Consider the following 21,005-nt stretch of genomic DNA (forward strand, 5'->3'; position numbering starts at 1 on the left):
CAGTCCCTTCTCAGAACGACCGCGTCTCCCCCGGTTTCAGGACCTGGAGCCGCCTGTCGTCCTTGAAGGCGGCGCGCACGTCCGCCTCGCTCGACAGGCCGGGAAACGTCGCGAAGTGCATCGGCACGATCGCCACCGGCGTGAAGTATTTCCGGATCGCGAGCGCCGCGGTCTTCGGGTCCTCCGTGTAGGGACCGCCCCCGACGTTCAATAGGATGATACTCGGCCGGTACAGCTCCTGGATGAGGGCCATGTCCCCGAAGATCCAGGTGTCGCCCGTGTGATACAGCGTCCGTCCGTCGGAAAACGTCAGGACGAACCCCAGCGGCCGGCCGCCCGGTTCGCTTGAGTGCATCGCCGGGACGAGGTTCACCTTCACGTCGCCGAAGGTGAACGTGCCCCCGACGTTTCCCCCCTTGGTCTGGGCGTCGGGCAGACCCAGGCCCTTGACGTAATCGAAGGTCCCGACGACCGCCGCCCCGCTCGCCTTCGCGATCTCGGCCGCGTCCGCGGAGTGGTCGGAGTGCGAGTGGCTGACCAGGATCGCCGCCGGCTTGTAGCGCGACAGGTCCTTGTAGTCCTCAGGTGTTGAGGGGTTCTGCCTGAGGAACGGGTCGATCAGAAGGTGCGTGCCGCCCGGCGACACGACCTCGAAGGCGGCGTGACCCAGCCAGGTCACCTTGATCTCCTTCCCGCCTCCGGCCTCGCCCTTCTTCGTCTGCCCCTGGACGGCGGAGGACGCCGCCAGCGCCACGACCAGGCCCACGGACATCCAGACACTTTCGGTGGTCATCGATTGTCTCCTTTGCCACACGCTCTCAGTCGGTGCCGACCCTCGGACTGCGGCGCTCCAGAAGGAGGACGTCGCGCCAGGCCCCTCCGAGCCTCCCCAGTCGCTCCCGCCTCCCGACGTCGCGAAATCCGCAGCGGCGGTGCGCCGCGAGGCTCGCGACGTTCTCCGGGAAGATTCCGGCCTGCAGCGTCCAGATCCCTTCATCCTCCGAGGCCCTGACGAGCGCCTCGAGGAGAGCCCGCCCGACGCCTCGGCCGCGGGCCGACTCCGCGACGTAGACGCTGACCTCGGCCACCCCGGCGTAGACGCAGCGGCCGGACACGGGGCTGAGCGCGGCCCAGCCGAGAATCGCCGGGCCGTCCCGCGCCACCAGACGCGCCGCGCACAGATGATCGCTGTCCCACTTTTCCCACGCCGGAGCCTGGGTCTCGAACGTCGCATGTCCCGTCGATATCCCCTCGAGGTAGATGCCCCGGACCGTCTCCCAGTCGTCGGGACGGAGAGGCTCGATGGCGGGCCGGTCGTTCACGACTGCGGCTCCACGACCACCGCCGTCCCGTAGCACAGGACCTCGGTCACCCCCTGCATCACCTCGTTGGCATCGTACCGGATGCCGATGACGGCGTTCGCGCCGAGAGCCTCGGCGTGCTGCAGCATCTGCTGGAAGGCTTCGGCACGCGCCTTCTCGCACAGCTCCGTGAACAGGGAGATGTTGCCGCCGACGATCGTCTGCAGCGACGCGCCGATCGTGCCGATGACCGAGCGGGAGCGGACCGTGATCCCCCGCACGACACCCAGAGTCGTATGGACCTTGAAGCCCTCGAGAGTGAACGCGGTCGTGGTCATCGACTGTCGCATGAGTCTCCTTGTGCGCCGTCAGCCAGGAGGGATCCGGAGCATCGAGGCGTCACGTGGTCGTCCGGCCCGGCCCGCGCCGGCGCCACTGTTCTGGGTAATCGAGGACGAGTCCGTCGGCGTCGACCGGCAGCTCGGCCCGGAAGCCGTTCTGTAGATTCTCGTAAAGGTAGACGCCGCACCCCTTCTCCGCACGCAGGCAGCAATAGCGCTGTCTCACGCGGGAGACCCGGAGATCCGGAACGGCGATGTAGACGACTTCGACATCGGCCGCCCCGCCGGGTCGCAGGCCCAGCCGCCGAATCGGCAGGGTGTTCGTGAACGGAGTCGCCGCAATGTCCAGATCGATGCATCCGTCCAGGTCGGTCAGGGCCGTACCCGCGCCGTCTGCCCCAGGGACGGCCGGTTCTCCGGTCGCAGGTTGACTTCGAGCGCGAGCAGCGGAGAACCGCGGCCCGCGCGTCGAGGCCACACCCGCCCCCCGCGCCTCCCTGGCGACCGCCACCTGGTCGACATAGACGAAGTCGGGGAACCGGCTGCGGAACCAGGCACACCGTCGCGGTTGATCGAAAGGATCGCCGGCGCATCCGCGCGCGTGGCGGCGTGCCTGTCGAAGCGAGGCTCTCCGGCGCTCCCGCGCGACCGGCTCATGGGACGGGCGGCGGATTGCAGGCGATCGCGGTCAGCACCCCCTCCCGGTCGAAGGTGACCTGCGATGGGTAGATCTCGCTGCCGTGGTAGTAGGTGCACACCCATCCCTTCCTGCTCTTGCGGGCCGTGACCTGGTCCGGGAGGATTGTCCATCGTCTCTCTCCCGGATCGCCCATCGCCAGAATCAGGACCGCCGCGGCGGTGCGTCGGGCCTCTTCGGCCTTCCTGACATTCTTCAAGCCGGGCCGGTAGCCCTCCGGTGAGGACGGATTGAGCGCCCGCACGTCGCCGCTCTCCTCGACCTGCGCCACGAGCGAGACTGCGTTCGGGAACGGAGGCCGTATCCCTCGCGCGCGGGTCAGGACGTAATAGAACCGCCGGTCGGCATAGACCGCCTCCACGGTCTCGTTCCGGAACCGGGCGGGTCCCTCGTCGCATCCATATCCCGGGCGCACACGATCGAGCCACGCCTTGAAGATCTGCAGCTCTTCGGTCGGCGTCTTCCCGCCCGCTGCGCCGACCGACACGGGAAAGGCGGCGGCGCAGCAGAGCAGAAGCGCCGCCGTCGCGACGACACCCGCGCGTTCGCTCATGCTTCGTTCTCCCCCGGGGGAGCCCCCGGCACGGCCCACCCCTGTTTCACGAGCACGTCCCGCCAGTCCCCGTTCGCCATCCCGGCCGCGACGAGCACGTCGCGCCAGTCGTTCATCGATTCCTTCCCCGCGCGCCTGAGCCTGTCGATGTCGCCGGCCGACAGCCTCACGATCGCCAGGTGGACCCTCGACCGATCCAGGGCGCGGGAGGGACCCTCCAGAAACGGCAGGATCAATTGTCCGAGGACCCGAGTCGCCTCCCGCCAGTCGCCGGCCCGGAACCGCCGCGCGATCTCCACGCGAACGCTCCAGTCCGGCTCGAACGGCCGGTCGAGGAGGGTCTCGATCGTGGCGGGGTCGAGCCGAACGGCTGTCAGAACCTCCTGCAGCCGGACGACATCACGTCGCCGCATCGCCTCGAGAAAATCGGCCGTCAGCCCTGCGGCGGCCAGCAGCTCGTCGAGCGTCATCTCGGCCGAGGCTCGAGGTCCCCGGTCCGGCCTCACGGCACCCCGAAGGTTGCGTCGGGCGCCCGGGCGGGCCACGGGGTGTCTGGTTCCAGACCGACCCACTCCAGCGCGGGCCCGATCTCGCGAAAGATCCGGAACTGATCTGGATCGGCTTCCGTGACGAGCTCGAACATGCGAACCAGGCCGAAGGCCTCGTCCGTGACCACCACCAATGCGCGCCGCGCGTCGCGCCGGAACGGGTTGTTCTGGGCGACGGCGTGCACCCCCGCGCCGGTCACGGGAATCTCAATCACCTCCCGGAAATCGACGATCTGCCGAAAGCCCGGGTCGAAGCGGGCATTCGACCGCAGACTCTCCGCATGGGCGAAGATCTCGGCGTCCGTCAGCACCCCCCATCCCCTCGAGAATACGATCCCGCGCGGCACATCGATCAGATACGAATCGGACATCGAGACCTCCTGCAAGACCCTCGGCCGAATCGGCTCACGATCCCCGCGGGTTCATGCGCGAACGAGAAACTCCTGTCCCTGGGCCCCGCCCTCGAGGAGACGGATACGCTCGCTCCTCCCCTCCACCGCGACCTCCAGGACCTCGAAGCGCCACCGGCTCGCGACCTTCTGCGCCTGCACGTGCAGCATGGCCCGGCCCGCCGGTCCGTGCAGCGGCGTCGAGAATCTCGCGATACCGGACGGACCGCTCACTCTCAAACTGCCGTTCACCCACCACCCAGGACGGACAGGCTCACCGAGCTCCCTTCGCACTTCCGAGTTCGACCTCGCTTTGGCCACCGCTTCCTTGTAGACCTGCGATGACTTGAATCCGCGAAAGAACACCGACAGGAAAAGACGCGCGAACGCCACCACGCCAAAGACCAGCGCCCCCGTGGTGGCGCGTTTGAGCCACGTGTCGCCCGGCCGTTGCCGATTCCCCGGCACCGACGGTGGAAACAACCCGGTCATCAGCCGGCTCTCCCTGTCCACCTCACTGTTTCGGCGACGCCCCGAATCATCATCCCCCACCCCCGCCGTCGCGGGCCTGCACAAGGCGCTTCGGCGCGACCGCCCGCCACGCGTGTTCAAGAATCTGCCGCACCTTGCGCGGATGGACCTTGGCCAACCTGATCAGTATGGCCGGGTAGTGCAAGTAGTGATCGGTGATGTAGAACGTCGTCGGATCTTCCTGCAGGAGCGCCTCACGCACGGGGAATTCGACCCGGACGACCAGCGACTCGCCGTCCTCGCGGAGCCGCGCGAGAAATTTTCCACGGACCTTCAAGGCCTGTGTCCCATACGAGACTCCCTTTTCAACCCCAGGAAGGGCAAGCGCGATGTCGCGGACCTTTTCATAGGTCACAGAGGCGGCATCCCGATCAGCCCAGCCCAGCACTGCGGTAGAGCCAGCACGACGAGCGAGATGACCCAGATGGACCTCTTGCTCATGATTGAGCCCCCGGGATTGTTCCATCTGTGACGGCGTGGGTGGCGATTTGCCAGGTGTTGCCCCATTCATCCTGCACCATGCCGCGACGATCGCCATAGGGCGTGTCAGTTGGCTCTTCGAGGGCACGAGCGCCGGCCCGGAGGGCCCGCCGATAGGTTCCCTCGACGTCGTCGACATAGACGTAGAGGAAGGCGGGCATCGGGTCGCGGGTCCCGGCCTCGCTGACCATGACGATCGAGTCACCGATCGTGATCACGGCGGGTCGATCGGGCCGATAGTCTCCCGTTGCCCCGAACACCTGCTTGAGGAATTCGACGAGCCGTTCCGCACCCTCCACGACGATTCTTGGAGTCACGGTATGCCAGCCTTCAGGGGTGAAGCGGGAGTTGCTCACCAGATGCCCGGGACGAGACGCTTGGTCCGCGTCATGTACAGCTCGTAGTCTTCAGGAGGGCCAGATACATCTCCCGCACCTCGATCGAGATCGAGCCGAGATCCGCGTCCGATTCGTAGAAGAGCCACAGCCCTCTCCGGTTCTTCGCCAAGGACGACCGTCTTCGCCAGTCTAGGGTCCATGTCCGGCCTTCTGAGCCGCATGGACACGACGCCACACGCGAAGTCGACTCAGGTAATCTTCGCGTGACTCAAAGACTATGTACTGCAGGATCGCGGACCAGGCTATCGCTACGTGACGATAGCCTGCCCACTGGCCACGGTACAGTTGCACCTGGCGCCCCGTAAGAACAATCCTGCCCAGGCGATTCTGAAGCTCGGGAAACTCGACCAGGAATCCCTGGACGTCCGCGGGCTCCACTCGCGCAGTGTGGATCCACAGCAGCTTGCCGGGCATTCCTTCAGGCGTCAGGGTCACGGCTGCGTCAGGCATTTGCCCGCCCCAGGAGGCGTCGCCACCAGGGAGGTCTGGTCATCTTGACGCGCGCCTTGTACTCTTGCAGTGAGTCGAAAACGAGGTAGTAACCTACGAACTCCCAGGCAACGCCGGCGGGCAGCCCTCGAACCCAGGAGTCCGGATCGTCGCTCGGGATGGTCCCTGTCACGAAACTACGACCTGCAACCGTCTCGAGCTTCGCTCGCTCCAGGATCACCATCGCCGATTGGTTTGGCGGTGCATAGGCCAAGACAAGCCCAATCAGCTTCCCGTCAAGATTCGGAAGATCCATGAAGTCCTCTCCACCAGGTCCAGCGGTCACCCCACGATCCTAGCTCCCAGTTCCATGCATGCCTCCTGCGTCAATCGCGCCATGCCCAGCCGCGCAATTCATAGTATCGGCGTCGCGGCGTGCCTCGGAGCGGATCGATCCGATTCCGCCGACACCACACGGTGTGGCCGACGACGCCGACCATCCCGCCGACGACCGGCACAAGGAGGGCCCAGTGCCCTGCGACACGAGTCAATGCGAGAGTCACGCCGATGACCATGGCCCACTTGAGTATCTTGCGCCACGCGGGTGTCTCGATCTCGAAGACGGCGAAGGTCGCCTGCCCGACCACGGCAAGCCCAAGCAAGACGGCCAGCTCAATCTTGACGTCCACGGCAATCCTCCTACTGCGTTTCCCCTGAGACCTCGGCCTTCTCAAGCACGATGCGCGCCGGGCAGCAGTTCAAGTGACCATAGGCCGACTGAAGGCTGAAGTGTCCGTCGCTCGACCTGATCAGGAGACCGTCGCCGGCATAGTCGAAGCGCCCGGTGACGATGACCTTGACCTCCCTCTCCTTGGAAGCCGCAAGAGCCCGCCTTAGAGCATCACGCTGTTGATCATCCAGCGGGGCCAGTTTCGATGGCGTCTGCCAATGGACCGGCGGGCCGGCTCCCGCGAGCGCTCCTGATACTGTCGCTTTGACGAATCGTTGCATGGACCAACCGCGCGCGTACGTGAAGGCTTCGTCCTCCCCGGCAAAGTCGAGCCAGGCTCGCGCTCCCGTGCTGCGGGCCGAGGAGCACGCATCGTCCCTGAGGCCACAATACTCAAGCCCCACCTCCACGGTCTCACGCACCCGAACGTGCCTGTTCGCGAATTCCAGCGGACGGTTCACAAGATCGCAGAGCGTGGTGTCCGCGATTTCGGGCGGAGCGTTCGGGGCTGCGATCATGCTGGTGGCAAGGATCTCGAGTGCCAGAACGACGGGCACCTCAGTGACCGGCACGACCGCAAGCCTCCTAGGGCCGAGAATTGCCGTTGTCCATATCGGACATGATCAGCCAGCGACCGTCGGCACCCTTGCGAAGTGTGAGCGTGAACTTCCCGATGTCGGGCTCCCCCTTCTCCCTCGCAAAGCCCCCGATGATATAGGCCACCGAACCCTCTGCCGCGAAGGCCAGGGCACGCAGCGCAAGCGGCCCACCTTTGCCTGTATATTGCTTCTGGATCTGAAGGCGACCCCTGACTGGAGGAACCCCGCTGGAGAGGACGAACCCGTCCTCGGCGAAGAGCGCGGCAAGCGCGTCGGCATCCTTGTTCCGCCAGGCGAGCTCGTAATCGGAAAGCACGCGTGCCAACGGCGCGGGCAGCGTGACGCTCAGCAACGGCAGCAATACGGTCATCTCACGTGGTTCGCCTGGCGTCTGCGCGCTGGTTTGCCCCGCGAGCAAAAATGAGGCTGCTAGAACCAAGACTGCACTCTGCACGCGCCTCGCGCCCACCATCGTGTCCTCCCTTCCGCAACTACGGCTTCTCGAATCGGATTTGTCCCCTAGCTCGGCCAATTCGCGGGGCGTGAGAAAGTGACCCCTCTTTCCGGCGGTTTCTTCCCCGGCAGCCCATGAGGTGATGCTGGCAACCAGAGCGCAAGATACAACGAAGGCCTTCATTGTGTTCGCTACCTCGTTCGAGCCGACGATCGTTTCGGCCGGCTCCTGGGAGCGTTGAGGCTGTAGCTCCGTTCGACCAAGTCTTTCAACAAGCGCCAGTCCACCTCGCGATCCACCCAGGCGCTGACCCAGCCACGGTTGCCGATGTAGGGGGTGCGAAAGAATCGAACCTCGTCGATCAAGAGCGGCTGGACACCATCCGCCGCTTTCACCGCGATAGAAGGGCGGCCACGGTAGAACTCGAACACAGCGAAGGTTTTCTTCCCGACCCGAAAATTGGGATGCCCCCAGGCCTCGACTTCAGAGACCCCGGGGAGCGACAGGCACAGGTCACGAAGTTTTTCGAGCATCCGGTCTGCCGATTTCATGATGATCAGCACCTACCTCCCCCAGTTTCCTTGTCTCGGCCGCCGGATGGAGGATTATGCTCTGTCCGACCGCCAGTCGACCGATGCGAGTGACCGCTCCGTAGATCCCCGCGTTGTTCTGGTTCGCACGAACGACCGCCTTGAGCACTTCTGGAGCAGGACTTGCCGAGTCGGGATCAAGGTTCACCATCGAGCAGCGAACGTCGCGCATCGTGACGGTGATGGCGGGGGCGTCGTCCCCATCGCCGAATGCGAGCACACCACCCAACCACTCGTCCTCCTGGAAGGGAACCGATCGCAGCAGACGGACCACAACATTCGGGCGAAACCGTCGCACGTCCGGGCTCCGCCCTGCGAGTCGTCCGATCTCGCGCACCGTATCGGAGGCGATCACGGAGATGCTCCCTTCATCGAAGATGCCTTGATTCAATTGCATCATCTGCACAGGAGCCCCGTACCGGCGTCCGACCTCCGTCGCCAGGTCCTCCCCGAAGACAAGCATCTCTTTGCCATCGGGCGTGCGAACATGCGTGGGAAGTTCTCCCTGGGCACCGTCTTCGCGTCGGTGCGGGACAAACAGGACCAGGTCGGGAAGGCTGCTTGCCGACAGCCACGGGAACCCGCTGCGGTCGTCAAGGCGCCGGAATGCAAGACGCCTGTCACCCTCGAGGCCGTGCCATCCCAGCTTGGCGACCTCGAGTCGTTCGCCGCCCATGGACTTCACGGGATACCGGAAGATCGCCTCTACATGTCCGATTTCTACAGGCATGTCACACCGGCTCGGACTTATGGGTGAGGCGGGGCATCGTCACGTGTGCGTCAGTCTCGTGCTGAATACCAGTCCAACACTCGTAAGGCGCGGAGGGTGTTCCACCGGCTCGGCCGGCCCTCGCCCTCGTCCGTCTCGAACAACATCTTGCCGGGGTACCGGGTCTCGAGCGGCCACCTGCCGTCGTCGTCGCGCTTCGACGCCACCAGGTCGATCGCCTCGGCTGCGCGCTCGTCGGGCGCGACGCCGGCGCGGCGCAGGTACTCGAGCCCCCGCAGCACGTCGTAATGCCACCACGTCGGGAAGGCGAAGCGCGTCCACGCGGTGTCGCCCTTGCGATCTCGCTCGATCACTTCGCCGGTCGACCTCCGGCGGAAGAGTCGGCGCTCGAGGAGGTACTCCTGTCCACGGAGAGAGGCCCGGGTCACCTCTGGGCTGCCCCCGACGGCCCGTTCGTATTCGAGCAGGGCTTCGAGCACGCAGATCGTGGTGTTGAACGACGACCGCGTCGAGCCGCTGGCGGCCTCGCAGTTCCAGCCGCCGTCGGGCAGCTCCTCGGCGAGCAGCCGGTCGACGATGCCCAGGACGTCCTGGCCGAAGTAGGCGCCGCCCGCCCCGACCTGCCCGTTGATGCAGGGCTCGACCTCGCCGGCGAAGAAGGGGTTGTCGTCCGCTTCCCGAGGACCGCATCCTTGCCACGTCACACGGTCGCGGACGAGGCCCACCGCGCGCCGTGCCTCGTCGCTGGCGGGATCGAGACCCATCTCCTTCAGGAGTAACAGGACGTGCATCGTGGAATCCCACCCGCGGTTCCACGCGGCGCCGCCCCACCGCCCGTCCGGCGCCTGGAGGGCGAGCAGCCGCGCGCCCGCGCCCTCGCTCGCGACCCTTGCACGCTCGGCCCCGACTTCGTCCGCGGGCGCATCAGTCAGGTCGCGCATCACCTGCCAGCGGATCGAAGGATCGGAATCAAGCAGCCAGCGTATGACCGAGCTCTGTGACGTCGAGACTTTCCGTTTGGCTGGATGAGTCGCCATCTTGTCAGACGCCATCGCGATGAGCCGCCTTTTGAATTTGCTCCAGCGCCTGCCTTGCCAGAATCGAGTGCAGGGGCGAACGCGCTGACCAATCTTTGAGCACTTCGTCCGAACACATCTGTGCTGACGGAACGCTCCCCGTCATGGGATCGTCGTGAAGGGTGAAGCAGCTATCGAACGACTGAAGTGCGTCCAGGAAGGTTGCTGCACTCACTGTCTTTTGACAGTGGCCCCCAGCCGCAGCAATGGGGAATGGAACAGGACCGTCGAGACAAAATCCCGAGCCATCGAGAAGTGCCTGCCAGATGACGATCCAGTATTCGTTGTTGCCAGCTCCCGCATCGTGCGGCTTTCTAATCAGGACGAGGTACCTTGTGCCGGGACTATAGGACTCTGGGTTCCTTGGAGTGCAGGATGACTCCGTATACCGGAACACTCGGATGTTGTGGGGGGCCGCCTGCGTTCGATCTCGAAACCACTGCTCAATCTTGAAGTCTACTGTGCGCTCGGCCACAGAGACGACCTCGCCTACCGCAATTCCATCTGCGAACCAGTGCTGCACGTGGAATGGCGACACGTCGATTGCTCCTTGAGTCGTCGCCGCGACCACAATCCAAATGGCGGAGCGGGTTGCCAGTCTCATTCGTCTCACTGTGCGTCTCGGGATCGTTGTCCTGGACTATACGCCCAACTCCCCGGCCTCAACAAGGTTCTCGGGGCTTCGACTGCGGTAGTGGATGCAGCGGGGCGGCCGGGGCGGACATGGGCTAACATCCTCATGCCATGACTCTCTATCTGACTGAGGATGACGTCGCGCGGCTGCTTCCGATGGAGGCCTGCATCGAAGCGGTCGAGGCCGTATTCCGCCAATGGGGGGAGGGGCGTGCGGACAACAGGCCGCGGGCCCGGGCGGTGGTGCGCGGCGCGATGCTGCACGCGCTGGCGGCGGGGTCAGAGGTCTGGGGAAGGTTGGCCGCGAAGGTTTACGCCACGTCGCGCGGCGGGGCGCGATTCGTGGTTCTGCTGTTCGACGCGACGGACTCCAGCCTGCTGGCGGTGATCGAGGGGGACCGGCTCGGGCAGACGCGCACGGGCGCGGCTTCAGGCGTGGCTTCGCGGTGGCTGGCGCGCAAGGAGGCGCGCTCGCTGGCGATCATCGGGACGGGCTGGCAGGCGCGCGGTCAGGCGAAGGCGGTCGCGATCGTGCGGCGGCTCGAGGAGATCCGGGCCTTCGGCAGGGACCGCGATCGTCTGCGTGAGTTCTGCCGGGACACGGAGGCGGCGTGCGGCGTGAAGACTGTGCCGTGCGAATCGGCCGAGGAGGCCGTGCGCGGCGCGGACATCGTGGTGACCGCCACGTCGTCGGCGAAGCCGGTCCTCGAGGGGGCATGGCTGCAGCCCGGGACTCACCTCAACGCGGTGGGGAGCAACAGGGCGGATCGCCGCGAGCTCGACGAAGAGGCGGTCGGTCGCGCCGGCCTGATCGTCGTCGATTCGATCGACCAGGCGCGTCTGGAGGCGGGCGACCTGCTCGCCGTCGGGGGCGGGGCGCCGATCGAGCGCGCCACCGAGCTCAAGGACGTCGTGGTCGGCGCGAAGCCGGGGCGGCGGGACGACCACGAGATCACGCTGTTCAAGTCGATCGGTGTCGGCCTGGAAGACCTCGCGGCCGCCTCTCTCGTCTACGATCGGGCCATCGCGCAGGGGGTCGGGCGGCCGCTTTTGTCCGCGGCGACGGGCGCCTCCACCGTGCGCGAGCGTATCGAGGCGATCCTGCGCGAGAGATTCGCCCCAGTGCACCTCGAGATCCACGACGACAGCGCGCGGCACGCCGGGCACGCGGGGGCCGCGGCGGGTGGCGGGCACTTCGAGGTCGTCGTCGTCTCCGCGGCGTTCGAGGGGAAGCCCCTCCTGGATCGTCACCGGATGGTCAACGACGCTCTGCGGGAGATGATCGGCCGGGAGATCCACGCCCTCGGGCTCAGGACACTGGCTCCCGGCGAGCCGGTCCGTTGAAGGCGCCCAGGGCGCGCAGGTGCGCCTCGACGGAGGCGCCGAGCGCCTCCAGGTTGTAGCCCCCCTCCAGGAGCGAAACGATCCGGCCGTCGCAGTGCCTGTCCGCGGCCTCCTTCAGGATCGTGGTCATGGCGGCGTACCCCTTCTCGGTCACGGCCATGCCGGCCAGCGGGTCGTCGCGGTGCGCGTCGAACCCAGCGGAGATCAGGATCGCCTCGGGCTGCACGCGGTCGATCTCCGGGCGCAGCACTTCCCGGAACACCTGGATGTACTCCTCGTCCCCCGAGCCGGCGAGCATCGGGTAGTTCAGGGTGTGGCCCGCGCCGCGCCCGGTGCCGCTCTCGCGGGCCGAGCCGGTCCCGGGGTAGAACGGGTACTGGTGCGTGCTGAAATAAAAGACGCTGTCGTCGTCCTCGAACATGTGCTGCGTGCCGTTGCCGTGGTGCACGTCCCAGTCGACGATCAGGACGCGCCCCAGCCGGTGCCTCTCTTGAAGGTGCCGCGCGGCGACCGCGATGTTGTTGAACAGACAGAAGCCCATGGCGCGGTCGCTTTCGGCGTGGTGCCCGGGCGGCCGGGTGCACACGAACGCGGCGCGCGCCGTCCCCGACACGACCGCGTCGCACGCCGCCACGGCGCCCCCGGCCGACAGCAGGGCCGCGTTCCACGACCCGGAGGAGACGGCGGTGTCGGGGTCGAGCTGCACGGGGGCCCGCTCGCAGGCCCGGCGGATCGACTCGATGTGTTCGCGGGTGTGGACGCGCGCGATGAGGTCGATGGGGCAGGGCTCGGGTCGGATGACGAGCAGCCGGTCGAGGAGACCGTGTCTCTTCAGATGATCCCGGATCGCCGCGATGCGCTCCGGGCGCTCGGGATGCCCGGCCCCGTTCGAGTGCCCGAGGCAGTCCTCGTGGAAGACGAAGGCGACCGGCTCGCTCTTCTTCACGCCTACTTCTCGAACAGCTCCTGCGCCTTGACGATCAGCAGGCGCTCCCGGTTCAGGGGGAGACGGAACGACTCGATCTCCTTGTCCTCCTTGAGGAGCGCCTCGCTCGTGGTCGGGGTCTGGTAGGTGATCGGCGTCGGCTTTCCGGACAGGAGCGTCTCCTTCAGGGCCGCGGCGTTCTCGGTGACGATGGCGACCGCCAGGTTCGCCGCCTGCAGATGGCGCTTGACGGCGGCGTTGACGTCCTCGAGCTTCAGACGCGCCAGCTCCTCCTGGACCCGGTCGATGAAGAACTTCGTGCCGTAGAACTCCGAGTCCAGCTGGTAGCCGAGCCGGCGGCTCTGGTCCTGCGCCCACAGACGCGAGTAGTTCAGGAGGTACTTGCGGGTCGCCTCGAAGTCCTGCGCGCTGAGGCCGCGGTCCACGAGCATCTTCAGCTCGCGCGTCGCCTGACGCAGCGCGAACAGGGCATTGACGGGCGGAACCGGGCGGATCCAGATGCTGAAGAACTGCTGCCGGCGCGGGATGTTCGTGAGCGGGAAGGTGCTGCCGCCGTCCTGGATGAAGTTCTCGGTGTACGAGTAGTCTCCGTAGTTGAGACCGCGATCGCCGCGCATCTTGTTCATCAGCCGGCCGTTGAAGGTGCGGTGCTCGCCGAGGTACGAATTCGCCACCAGAAGAGCGTAGAAGTCCTTGTCGGCGCGCGTCACGCCGATCGGGAAACCGATCGAGATCGCCGTCGCCGGGGCGGGCTTCTCGACCAGGGTCACCTCCATGCCCGAGAGCGGCTTCGGCTTCGGAAGCGCCACGAGTGGCGGCGCCCCCTGGGGCAGAGTGGCGAAGTCCGTCTTCAGCGACTCGATCATGCCGTCGGGATATCCGCCCGCGACTCCCAGGACGACGTTCCCCTGCGTGTAGAACTTCCGATAGTGCGCCTTCAGGTCGTCGAGCGTGATCGACTTGAGCCCCTGCACCGTGCCGATGTCGAGGTTTCTGTACGGGTGCCCCCGGTACATCGTCCAGTCGAGGGTCGCCTTCCCCAGCCCTTCGTCTTCGTTGCCTCGCAGGTTGGTCTCGATGGCGGCCACCAGGTCGTCGCGGCTGCGCTTGAAGTCGCTCTCGTCGAAGCGCGGGCGCAGCAGCACCGACGTGAGAAGGTCGTAATACGCCTTCGCGTGGTCGCGGTGCACGCTGCCGATGAAGGTGGTGACCTCCTTGTCCGCCATGGCGTCGATGGTCGCGGCCATGGGGTACAGGCGCTCGGTCACTTCCTTGTAGGTCAGGTCCTTCGTCCCCCCCTGGGCGATGGTCATCGCCGTGAGGACGTTCAGCCCTTCCTTTCCCGCCGGGTCGTTGATCGCCCCGCAGCGGAACTGGATGCGGAACGCGATGAGAGGCGAAGAGGGACTCGGCAGGAGACTCGTCCTGAGCGGCGAGCCGGCGGCCGGATTCGAGATCGGCTTCATCGTCTTCTTCTCCTTCGAGTCCGCCGCCCCCGCAGGGAGGACGCCGAGAAGCGCGGCGAGGGGGACGGCGAGCGGCACCAGGCGCCGCCTCATCGGGCCGCCACGGCCGCGCCCGCTCCACCCGGAGCGCCCCCGGCCGCCCCCTCCCTGTGGCTCAGCGTCACGGCGGTGCGGCCGCTGCTCACGAAGTACTTGCGCGCCGCCGCCCGCACGTCCTCCGGCGTGACCCGATCGTAGATCGCATACACCCGGTTGACCGCCTCGGGGTCGCCCGTCAGGGCGATGTAGTGGGCCAGACCGCGTGCCACGGAGCCGGCCGTGTTCAGACCCATCGCGTAGGAATATTTCAAGTGGGACTTCACCTTGTCGAGGCGGTCGGCGGCGATCGGCGTCTCTTTCAGATCCTCGATCGCCGCGGTGATGGTCGATTCGACATAGGCGACGCGCTCCGGCTTCTTGACGCGCGCCGCGATCTCGAACAGGTACGGGTCGCGGTGGTCGGACGCCGCGCCGAACAGCAGATCGACTTCCTGCTCGTCGTTCACCAGCTTCTGGTACAGCGGGGCCGCGTCCGAAAACAGGAGCTGTGAGACCAGGTCGAGAGCCGGCATGTCGATTTGCGTGTCGGAGAACGCCGGTCCGTGGTAGCCGACATAAAGGTACGGCTGAGTCGGGTTCGGCCAGTCCACCTCGGTCCGCTTCCCCTCCGCCTGGGGCGGCTCGTCGGGGATCTCGACCTGGTAGGAGCCGCGCTTCCACGAGCCGTAGTTCTTGCGCGCCAGCTCGACCAGTCTGTTCGGATCGACGTCCCCCACCACCAGAAGCGAGCAGTTCTCGGGCCGGTAGTAGCGATCGAAGAATTGCAGACTGTATTCATACTGGTTCGGCATGTCCTTTACATCGCGCAGGAAGCCGATTGTCGTGTGCTTGTACGTGTGCGTGGTGAAGGCGGTGTCGCGGATCTTCTCGTTCAGCGTCTGGAACGGGTTCGAGGCGTTCTTGTTGTACTCGCCCAGGACGGCGCCGGCCTCCTTCTTGAAGTCCTCGACGGTATATTTCAGGTTTTTGAACCGGTCCGACTCGATCGTCATGATCGTCTCGAGGCCCGTGGCGGGAGCCAGCACGTGATAGGCCGTGTAGTCGTCGGTCGTGAAGGCGTTGTGATCCGCGCCAAGCTCCTTCAGGATGGCGTTGTATTTGTCCTTGGGATAAGCCTCGGTGCCGCGGAACATCATGTGCTCGAAGAAGTGCGCGAATCCCGACTTGCCGGGTTCGATCTCGTTGCGCGACCCGGCGCGCACGACGGTCCAGTAGGCGACGAGGCCGGGGCTGTCGAACGGCACCGCGATCACCTTGAGTCCGTTTTCGAGGACGGTGACGTTGACGGGGTACGGGAAGACCTTCGATCCGCCCTTCGGCATCTCCTCGCCCCAGGCGGAGAGTCGCGTGCCCAGGACGACCACGCCCAGGGCGGCAAGAAGCTTCAGCAGGTCGGACATTCGGGGTTCTCCTTCACGCGTGGCGTGGGGATCTTAGCACACGCTCAGCGGGCCGCCCGGCGCGCGATCCCGATCACGTTCGGCACCGGCCAGGCGCGGCGATTCTCGTCGCCGCCGACCCACTCGCGCTCGAGCCCCCCGCTGTTTACGTACAGCTGCGCCTCGGGCCCCCCCTCGACGTACATGGCGCGCGCGAGACCCAGCGGCAGCTCCAGCAGGATGTCGATCAGATCGTGCGTGCTGTAGGGCGAGCGCGCGTGGATGAACAGGATGCGCCCGCGCCCGTCCCGGCCGATCGCCGCCGTGCTCCAGCGCTGCGGCTGCTGCGTCCAGACGTTCGTCCCCCGGCAGGAGATCATCCGGATGCTCTGCACGAGGGTGCCGTACTTGCCCCTCAGGGTCTCGAAGTCGTCGCAGTCCCGGTCGATGAGCGAGACGGACGGCACCGAGGCGTCGAGGCGATCGAAGGCCAGGATGGTGCGATCCTTCGACAGGCGCGGGTTGTTGACGTGTGTCGTCGTCTTCATCAGCGACACGCTGGTGCGGTGGTCGGTCTGGTACATGCTGGCGTTGATGGCCGCCACCAGGCCGCCGCGCACACACCAGTCCCTCGCGGTCAGCGCCCGCTCCTGATCCGGGGCGGACGCGTTCATGAGACGGAGGTCGAAACGATTCGGATCGACGCGCAGGACCCTCACGATCGAGTCGCCGCGCTCGGAGGGGTGCGTGGCCGGGAACTCTCCCAGATCGAGACCCGGCTCGAGCGGGTTCCAGGCCTGGGCCGGCTGCTTCTTCTGCTCGGCGGCACCCGGCGGCGACGGGCGCTCCGCGGGCACGCCGGCGACGGCGACGGTCATCATGAGACCGGCCGCGGCCGCTCCCGCGATCCGTCTCAGGACCCCTCCTCCGCCCGGCGGCCGCGCACGATCGCCTCCGCTTCGATCTCGACCAGCATCTCCTCCGAGATCAGCCGGCGCACCTCGACCATGCTCGTGGCCGGGCGCACCGATCCGAAGACCTCGCGGTGGGCCCGGCCGATCGCCTCCCAGTCGTCCATGCGGACGACGTAGATACGCGTGCGCACGACATCGTCCAGGCGCGCCCCGGTCCGCCGCAGGGCCGACTCGATGTTCCGCAGCGTCTGCGCCGCCTGCGCGTACGCGTCCCCCGGGCCCACGATCCGTCCTTCGGCGTCGGTGGCGGTCGTGCCCGAAACGTGCACGTGCCGCCCGACACGGACGGCGCGCGAGTAGCCGACCAGCGGCTCCCAGCGCGTCCCGCTCGACACTCTGATTCGCTCCGTCATTCGGCGGCTCGCTTCGCGTAGGCGTCGGCGCCCAGAAGGTGCAGCGACACGTACGCCTCGTCCCCCACCACCCAGGAATCGTGCCCCGGGGGGATGGCGAACAGGTCTCCGGGCTTCAGCAGGACCTCCTCTCCATCGTCCATGACGACCATCGCCCGGCCCGACACGACGAGCCCGACGTGCTCGACCCGGCACGAGGAGGTCTTCGCGATCGGCTTTACGTGCACCGACCACTTCCAGCCCGGTTCGTAGGCGGCGCGGCCGACGGTCAGTCCGCCGATCGTCACCAAGTCGAATCGTCCTTTCTCGAAGTCGCGGCCGTCGTCCGCCTTCTCGAAACGTCTGATCGTAATCTGCGCCATCGGCCGTCAGTCCTGGCCGTCGCCCAGGACGTCCCCCATCGGGAAGTGCAGGCTGTCGTGCTCGTGCAGGACTTTCCATTTTCCCGACGATTTCTCGAGGACCAGAGTCATCGCGCCCCGCAGCTGCGCCTGGTTGTCGCCTGCCGCGAGGTCGACGCTCATGGACGCGACGACCAGGACGTAGCCGGGGCCCAGCGGGGTGATGTCCATCGTCCCGAGCGACACCGTGTGCGTTCCTTGCGTCCCGGCGAGCTTGTCGAGCTCGGCGCGGATCGAATCCCAGCCGCGATTGATGGACCCCATCTCGGCCATGGACACTTCCGGCTTCCGGCTCACCATGTCCAGGATGGCGGTCGGGTCGGCCCCGTTGTTGGCGTCGATGTAGGCCCGCACGAACCGCTGGATCTCTTCCCGCGTGGCCGGCCCGCTGTCCGCGGCTCGCACGGCCGCCACGGCGCCGATGACGACGGCCATCAGGATCAGGACGTTCCCTGCGCGTGCCATGATTGCGCTCTCCCTGCGCCGTTCCTCAGGCGCGTTTCGGGTGATCGAAGGATCCCTCCCGCAGGAACTTCAGGGTCTGCTGTATCACTCCACGACTCTTCATGATGAAGGCGTGCGTGCGCGGGACGACCAGGAAGTCGGTCATTCCCCCGATCCTGGCCCTCTCTACGCCCACGAACCCGTCGTCCGGCCCGCGAATCAGCGCGGAGAAGATCGGGTTGATGCTCCGTCTGCCCGTGATCACGCCCAGCTCGAACGCGACCGGACCGAGGCGGGCCGGCAGGCCGTCGGGATCCGTCCCGATCCGCGGGCGGTTCGGCCCCGCGACCCTGCGGGCCAGCGGGATCTTCCGCAGCAGGTCGGCGAGCTCGCTCCCGCCGTTCGGAGGGCTGAGCATCACGACCCTTCCCACGTTCGGCAGCGGATGCTCCTTCAGGTAATAGCGAACCAGGATCCCGCCGAACGAATGGGTCACGAAATGCACCCGCCGGTCCCCGGTCGGCTTGTGCTCCGTCAGCCGCGCATCCAGGTCGCCGGACAGGTCTTCGATCCTCCTTCGCCCCGCGCTATACCCGATGTTGACGACTTCGTAGCCGTCCCGCGCGAGCGCCGTCTCGAGCTTCTTCATCGAGCGCGGCGAGCGGCTCAGACCATGGAGCAGCACGACGATGTCCCGCTCAGGCACGGATGCCTCCGCGGCCCGGGCCCGCGCCAAGCCGAGCCCCCCCAGGGTCGCGAGCAGGACGAGGACCCGGAGCGCCCGCCGCACGCCGGCTCAGTCCGCCGTCGTCGGGTCGATCACCGTCCGGATCCGCGAGATGCGGTTCGCGGGAAAGCCCCCCTTCTGGGCGTGCTTGCGGACGGCCTCCTCGTTCGGCGCGATATACACGCAGTAGACCCGGTCGTCCGTCACGTAGCTCTGAACCCACTGGATCTGCGGCCCCATCTCCCGCAGCACGCCGCAGGACTTCTGGGAGATCGCCTGCAGCTCCGGCGCGGTCAGCTTTCCGGCGCCGGGAATGTCCCTCTCGATCACGTATTTGGGCATGCTCCTCCTCCTCCTTTTGTGGTGTACCAGTCGAGCGCATCGTCCATCCGGTCGTTGCCCCAGAACAGCTCCCCTCCGACCACGCACGTCGGAGCGCCGAAGATCCCCAGGTCCCAGGCCGTCTCGGTCTCGCGACGGAGCCGCTCCTTGTTCTCGGCCGAAATCGCCAGCCCGATCACGCGGGCGCCCTGCTGGCCGATCGTCCCCAGAATTTCTTCAATGACCGTCGCGTCCGAGACGTCGCGGTCGTACGCGAAGTTCGCCCGGTAGACGCCGCGCACGAACCCGGGCAGCCAGCCCTGGCCCGCCCCGGCGCACGCCACCCGTGCGGCCAGGACGGAGTTCCTGGGGAACACAGTCGGCTTCTTGAAAGGCAGACCATGCTTGCCGCAGAGCCGCTCGACGTCGCGCCACATGTAGCGGCCCCTCGCGGGGTACAGGTTGAACGGCGAGTCGTTCCATCCCTGGCGCCGGAAGATCGGCCCGAGCAGGAACGGCTTCCACTCGAACGGCACGCCCCGGGAGCCGGCGACCGCCTCGATCCGCAGCGCGGCGACGTACGAGTAGGTGCTCGCGAACTCGAACCAGAATTGAACCGGTGCCACGACACTCTCCCTCAACCCGGGCTCGTTCACTCCGGTCGAGCCAGCTCTTCGCTCTCGCTCCCCAGCGACCAGAGCGACAGCAGCTCGCTCGTGTCGAAGGCGGGGGCAGCCGCGCTGAAATACCGCAGGACCACCTGCCCTTCGTTCCGGATGCCGTGGGGGGTGTCCGCGGGGACGAAGACGCAGTCACCTGTGCCCACCGTCTGCGTCTCGGTCCCGACGGTCATGAGACCGCCCCCTTCGAGGATGAAATACACCTGCTCGGGCGGATGACTGTGGACCCGCTGCTCGCCCCCCGGCTCGATCTGGACCAGCGTCGTGGTCAGGTGGTGGGCCTGGGAGGTCCGGGGTGAAGCGAGCAGGTACGAGGTGATCCCTTCCGGCCTGCAGTAGCGCGGGGCCTTGGCCTTCGTCAGAATCTGCATTGTCCTCTTCCTCCATCACGATTCTCCTCACGTCCAGGCCGGGTCGTGCCAGGCGAGCGCGGCAGCCCGCCGCCCAGGAGGCCCATCGCAAAGACGAACGCGCTGCCGCCAATGATGCCGCACAACATGTCCCCGAGCGTGTCCGACAGTCCCAGTTGCGTCTTCGTCCCACAATAATGGTCCGACAGGTATTCGGCAAACTCCCAGAACACCGCCGCGGCGCAGGTGAGACCGAACACGACGACTCCGATGCCGGTCCGGTTGATCCCGCCGATGACCCCGGCCTCCGACGCAAGAACGCCGGCCCGCCAGAAGAAAAAGGCGATGGCGAGTCCGCCCAGAAGGTGCATGACAATGTCGGCGGTCGGGTGGGCCACGTAGAGGCGGAGCATCCGGGACAGCAGGATGTGGAAGACGAAGACCGCGGCGGGAGCCCACCCGGCCTCGAACAGGGCGCCTGTCGACCAGTGCCGGTGGATTCCCAAGACCTCGATCTCCCGCGGTCTCCTAGGCACGCCGCTCGAACTTTGGCCCTGACACTTTGAGCAACAACCCGGCACCGACCTTCGACACGGCCGCCTCGACGCTCAGTCGCTTCGAGCGGGCAAGGACGTCCTTCGGTACCCAACGCGGAAACGGCGTCACCACCGTCCGATGATGGCCTCGCGCCGTGTGTTCCTCGCGGATGGCCGCCAGCCCGCCTTTGGGCAAGCGGCTCGCGAGACGCACCAGCGCCGGCCACAGCCGCCGATGCACGAACGTCACCTTGCCACCCGCTAGCCGACACACCAGCACCTGCTCCGAGTCGCGCACCGCGTCGAACACCTGATACATGTGACGTGACATCGGATGGCCCCACCAGCTGCCCCGGACAGGCTCGCCGGCAATCGCTTCCACCAGGCTCGGGACGGCGCCGCGGGCCGCCATGAGCACGACGCCGTGCTTCTTGACGAAGGTCAAAGCGTCCCGCCCGGTCACCGCGGACCGCCCTTCTCAGCGCTGATTCTCGCTCTGAATCGTC

Annotated in this window: 32 protein-coding genes; 1 reads left to right on the top strand and 31 read right to left on the bottom strand. The window is 66.7% G+C overall.

The window, feature by feature from the left end; all coding sequences use genetic code 11:
* Positions 1-10: 10 nt before the first annotated feature.
* The 18 genes from VEW47_17355 to VEW47_17440 form a co-directional block, all read right to left on the bottom strand.
* Entirely contained in the window at positions 11-793 is a 783-nt protein-coding gene (locus VEW47_17355; GenBank protein ID HYS06946.1) for a metal-dependent hydrolase, read from the bottom strand.
* A 25-nt stretch (positions 794-818) separates the two neighbouring features.
* Positions 819-1,322, bottom strand: a complete 504-nt coding sequence (locus VEW47_17360) for a GNAT family N-acetyltransferase (protein ID HYS06947.1) — start codon at positions 1,320-1,322, stop codon at positions 819-821.
* Positions 1,319-1,651, bottom strand: a complete 333-nt coding sequence (locus VEW47_17365; protein HYS06948.1) for a YbjQ family protein — start codon at positions 1,649-1,651, stop codon at positions 1,319-1,321. The genes VEW47_17360 and VEW47_17365 overlap by 4 nt, the downstream gene beginning before the upstream one ends.
* Before the next feature lie 49 nt (positions 1,652-1,700).
* Positions 1,701-2,153, bottom strand: coding sequence for a putative glycolipid-binding domain-containing protein (locus VEW47_17370; protein HYS06949.1), 453 nt, complete (start codon positions 2,151-2,153; stop codon positions 1,701-1,703).
* 142 nt (positions 2,154-2,295) lie between these two features.
* Positions 2,296-2,892 (bottom strand): hypothetical protein, encoded by a 597-nt coding sequence (locus VEW47_17375; protein HYS06950.1) that lies wholly within the window; start codon positions 2,890-2,892, stop codon positions 2,296-2,298.
* A complete protein-coding gene (locus VEW47_17380) occupies positions 2,889-3,362 on the bottom strand; it encodes a hypothetical protein (protein ID HYS06951.1) in 474 nt (157 codons plus the stop codon). The genes VEW47_17375 and VEW47_17380 overlap by 4 nt, the downstream gene beginning before the upstream one ends.
* 32 nt (positions 3,363-3,394) lie before the next feature.
* Positions 3,395-3,826: a hypothetical protein gene (locus VEW47_17385; protein HYS06952.1), complete on the bottom strand. Its 432-nt coding sequence runs from the start codon at positions 3,824-3,826 to the stop codon at positions 3,395-3,397.
* Between the two features lie 36 nt (positions 3,827-3,862).
* Positions 3,863-4,321 (bottom strand): cytochrome c oxidase assembly factor Coa1 family protein, encoded by a 459-nt coding sequence (locus tag VEW47_17390; protein ID HYS06953.1) that lies wholly within the window; start codon positions 4,319-4,321, stop codon positions 3,863-3,865.
* Between the two features lie 49 nt (positions 4,322-4,370).
* Entirely contained in the window at positions 4,371-4,715 is a 345-nt protein-coding gene (locus tag VEW47_17395; protein HYS06954.1) for an MmcQ/YjbR family DNA-binding protein, read from the bottom strand.
* A gap of 82 nt (positions 4,716-4,797) precedes the next feature.
* Positions 4,798-5,196, bottom strand: coding sequence for a VOC family protein (locus tag VEW47_17400; protein ID HYS06955.1), 399 nt, complete (start codon positions 5,194-5,196; stop codon positions 4,798-4,800).
* Between the two features lie 484 nt (positions 5,197-5,680).
* Positions 5,681-5,983, bottom strand: a complete 303-nt coding sequence (locus tag VEW47_17405) for a hypothetical protein (GenBank protein ID HYS06956.1) — start codon at positions 5,981-5,983, stop codon at positions 5,681-5,683.
* 70 nt (positions 5,984-6,053) lie between these two features.
* On the bottom strand, positions 6,054-6,356 hold the full coding sequence (locus tag VEW47_17410) for a hypothetical protein (GenBank protein ID HYS06957.1): 303 nt from the start codon (positions 6,354-6,356) through the stop codon (positions 6,054-6,056).
* Positions 6,357-6,366: 10 nt separating this feature from the next.
* Positions 6,367-6,969: a hypothetical protein gene (locus tag VEW47_17415; protein HYS06958.1), complete on the bottom strand. Its 603-nt coding sequence runs from the start codon at positions 6,967-6,969 to the stop codon at positions 6,367-6,369.
* Between the two features lie 13 nt (positions 6,970-6,982).
* Positions 6,983-7,366, bottom strand: coding sequence for a DUF4440 domain-containing protein (locus VEW47_17420; GenBank protein ID HYS06959.1), 384 nt, complete (start codon positions 7,364-7,366; stop codon positions 6,983-6,985).
* A 275-nt stretch (positions 7,367-7,641) separates the two neighbouring features.
* Entirely contained in the window at positions 7,642-8,013 is a 372-nt protein-coding gene (locus tag VEW47_17425) for an MmcQ/YjbR family DNA-binding protein (GenBank protein ID HYS06960.1), read from the bottom strand.
* The gene (locus tag VEW47_17430) at positions 7,964-8,770 is read right to left on the bottom strand and encodes a hypothetical protein (protein HYS06961.1); all 807 of its coding nucleotides are present in this window, start codon (positions 8,768-8,770) and stop codon (positions 7,964-7,966) included. Before VEW47_17430 ends, VEW47_17425 begins: the two co-directional genes overlap by 50 nt.
* Positions 8,771-8,820: 50 nt before the next feature.
* A complete protein-coding gene (locus VEW47_17435) occupies positions 8,821-9,711 on the bottom strand; it encodes a hypothetical protein (protein HYS06962.1) in 891 nt (296 codons plus the stop codon).
* A 100-nt stretch (positions 9,712-9,811) separates the two neighbouring features.
* Entirely contained in the window at positions 9,812-10,450 is a 639-nt protein-coding gene (locus tag VEW47_17440) for a hypothetical protein (GenBank protein ID HYS06963.1), read from the bottom strand.
* 140 nt (positions 10,451-10,590) lie between these two features.
* Here VEW47_17440 and VEW47_17445 point away from each other — a divergent pair, with 140 nt between their 5' ends.
* Positions 10,591-11,823: a BolA/IbaG family iron-sulfur metabolism protein gene (locus tag VEW47_17445; protein HYS06964.1), complete on the top strand. Its 1,233-nt coding sequence runs from the start codon at positions 10,591-10,593 to the stop codon at positions 11,821-11,823.
* Here the strand turns inward: VEW47_17445 and VEW47_17450 are convergent.
* Genes VEW47_17450 through VEW47_17510 form a run of 13 tightly spaced genes read right to left on the bottom strand, consistent with a single transcriptional unit; the run spans position 11,789 to position 20,944 of the window.
* Positions 11,789-12,769 (bottom strand): histone deacetylase, encoded by a 981-nt coding sequence (locus VEW47_17450; protein ID HYS06965.1) that lies wholly within the window; start codon positions 12,767-12,769, stop codon positions 11,789-11,791. The two genes, VEW47_17445 and VEW47_17450, sit on opposite strands and share 35 nt — an antisense overlap.
* A 2-nt stretch (positions 12,770-12,771) precedes the next feature.
* Positions 12,772-14,328: a pitrilysin family protein gene (locus VEW47_17455; protein HYS06966.1), complete on the bottom strand. Its 1,557-nt coding sequence runs from the start codon at positions 14,326-14,328 to the stop codon at positions 12,772-12,774.
* Positions 14,325-15,734, bottom strand: coding sequence for a pitrilysin family protein (locus VEW47_17460; protein ID HYS06967.1), 1,410 nt, complete (start codon positions 15,732-15,734; stop codon positions 14,325-14,327). The genes VEW47_17455 and VEW47_17460 overlap by 4 nt, the downstream gene beginning before the upstream one ends.
* 44 nt (positions 15,735-15,778) lie before the next feature.
* A complete protein-coding gene (locus tag VEW47_17465; GenBank protein HYS06968.1) occupies positions 15,779-16,594 on the bottom strand; it encodes a phosphodiester glycosidase family protein in 816 nt (271 codons plus the stop codon).
* A gap of 32 nt (positions 16,595-16,626) precedes the next feature.
* Positions 16,627-17,040: a RidA family protein gene (locus VEW47_17470; protein ID HYS06969.1), complete on the bottom strand. Its 414-nt coding sequence runs from the start codon at positions 17,038-17,040 to the stop codon at positions 16,627-16,629.
* Entirely contained in the window at positions 17,037-17,402 is a 366-nt protein-coding gene (locus VEW47_17475) for a cupin domain-containing protein (protein HYS06970.1), read from the bottom strand. Before VEW47_17475 ends, VEW47_17470 begins: the two co-directional genes overlap by 4 nt.
* Positions 17,403-17,408: 6 nt before the next feature.
* Positions 17,409-17,906, bottom strand: coding sequence for a nuclear transport factor 2 family protein (locus tag VEW47_17480; GenBank protein HYS06971.1), 498 nt, complete (start codon positions 17,904-17,906; stop codon positions 17,409-17,411).
* A gap of 25 nt (positions 17,907-17,931) precedes the next feature.
* Entirely contained in the window at positions 17,932-18,675 is a 744-nt protein-coding gene (locus VEW47_17485; protein ID HYS06972.1) for an alpha/beta fold hydrolase, read from the bottom strand.
* Positions 18,676-18,681: 6 nt separating this feature from the next.
* Positions 18,682-18,954, bottom strand: a complete 273-nt coding sequence (locus VEW47_17490; protein HYS06973.1) for a DUF4242 domain-containing protein — start codon at positions 18,952-18,954, stop codon at positions 18,682-18,684.
* The gene (locus VEW47_17495; protein HYS06974.1) at positions 18,939-19,559 is read right to left on the bottom strand and encodes a 2-hydroxychromene-2-carboxylate isomerase; all 621 of its coding nucleotides are present in this window, start codon (positions 19,557-19,559) and stop codon (positions 18,939-18,941) included. The genes VEW47_17490 and VEW47_17495 overlap by 16 nt, the downstream gene beginning before the upstream one ends.
* A 26-nt stretch (positions 19,560-19,585) precedes the next feature.
* Positions 19,586-19,984 (bottom strand): cupin domain-containing protein, encoded by a 399-nt coding sequence (locus VEW47_17500; GenBank protein HYS06975.1) that lies wholly within the window; start codon positions 19,982-19,984, stop codon positions 19,586-19,588.
* Positions 19,972-20,469 carry a hypothetical protein gene (locus VEW47_17505; GenBank protein ID HYS06976.1) on the bottom strand — a complete coding sequence of 166 codons (498 nt, stop codon included), beginning with the start codon at positions 20,467-20,469 and terminating at the stop codon, positions 19,972-19,974. Before VEW47_17505 ends, VEW47_17500 begins: the two co-directional genes overlap by 13 nt.
* Before the next feature lie 22 nt (positions 20,470-20,491).
* Positions 20,492-20,944 (bottom strand): hypothetical protein, encoded by a 453-nt coding sequence (locus VEW47_17510; protein HYS06977.1) that lies wholly within the window; start codon positions 20,942-20,944, stop codon positions 20,492-20,494.
* Between the last annotated feature and the right edge of the window lie 61 nt (positions 20,945-21,005).

It is taken from the genome of Candidatus Dormiibacterota bacterium (genome assembly GCA_035635555.1).
Taxonomy (GTDB): Bacteria; Acidobacteriota; Polarisedimenticolia; order Gp22-AA2; family Gp22-AA2; genus Gp22-AA3.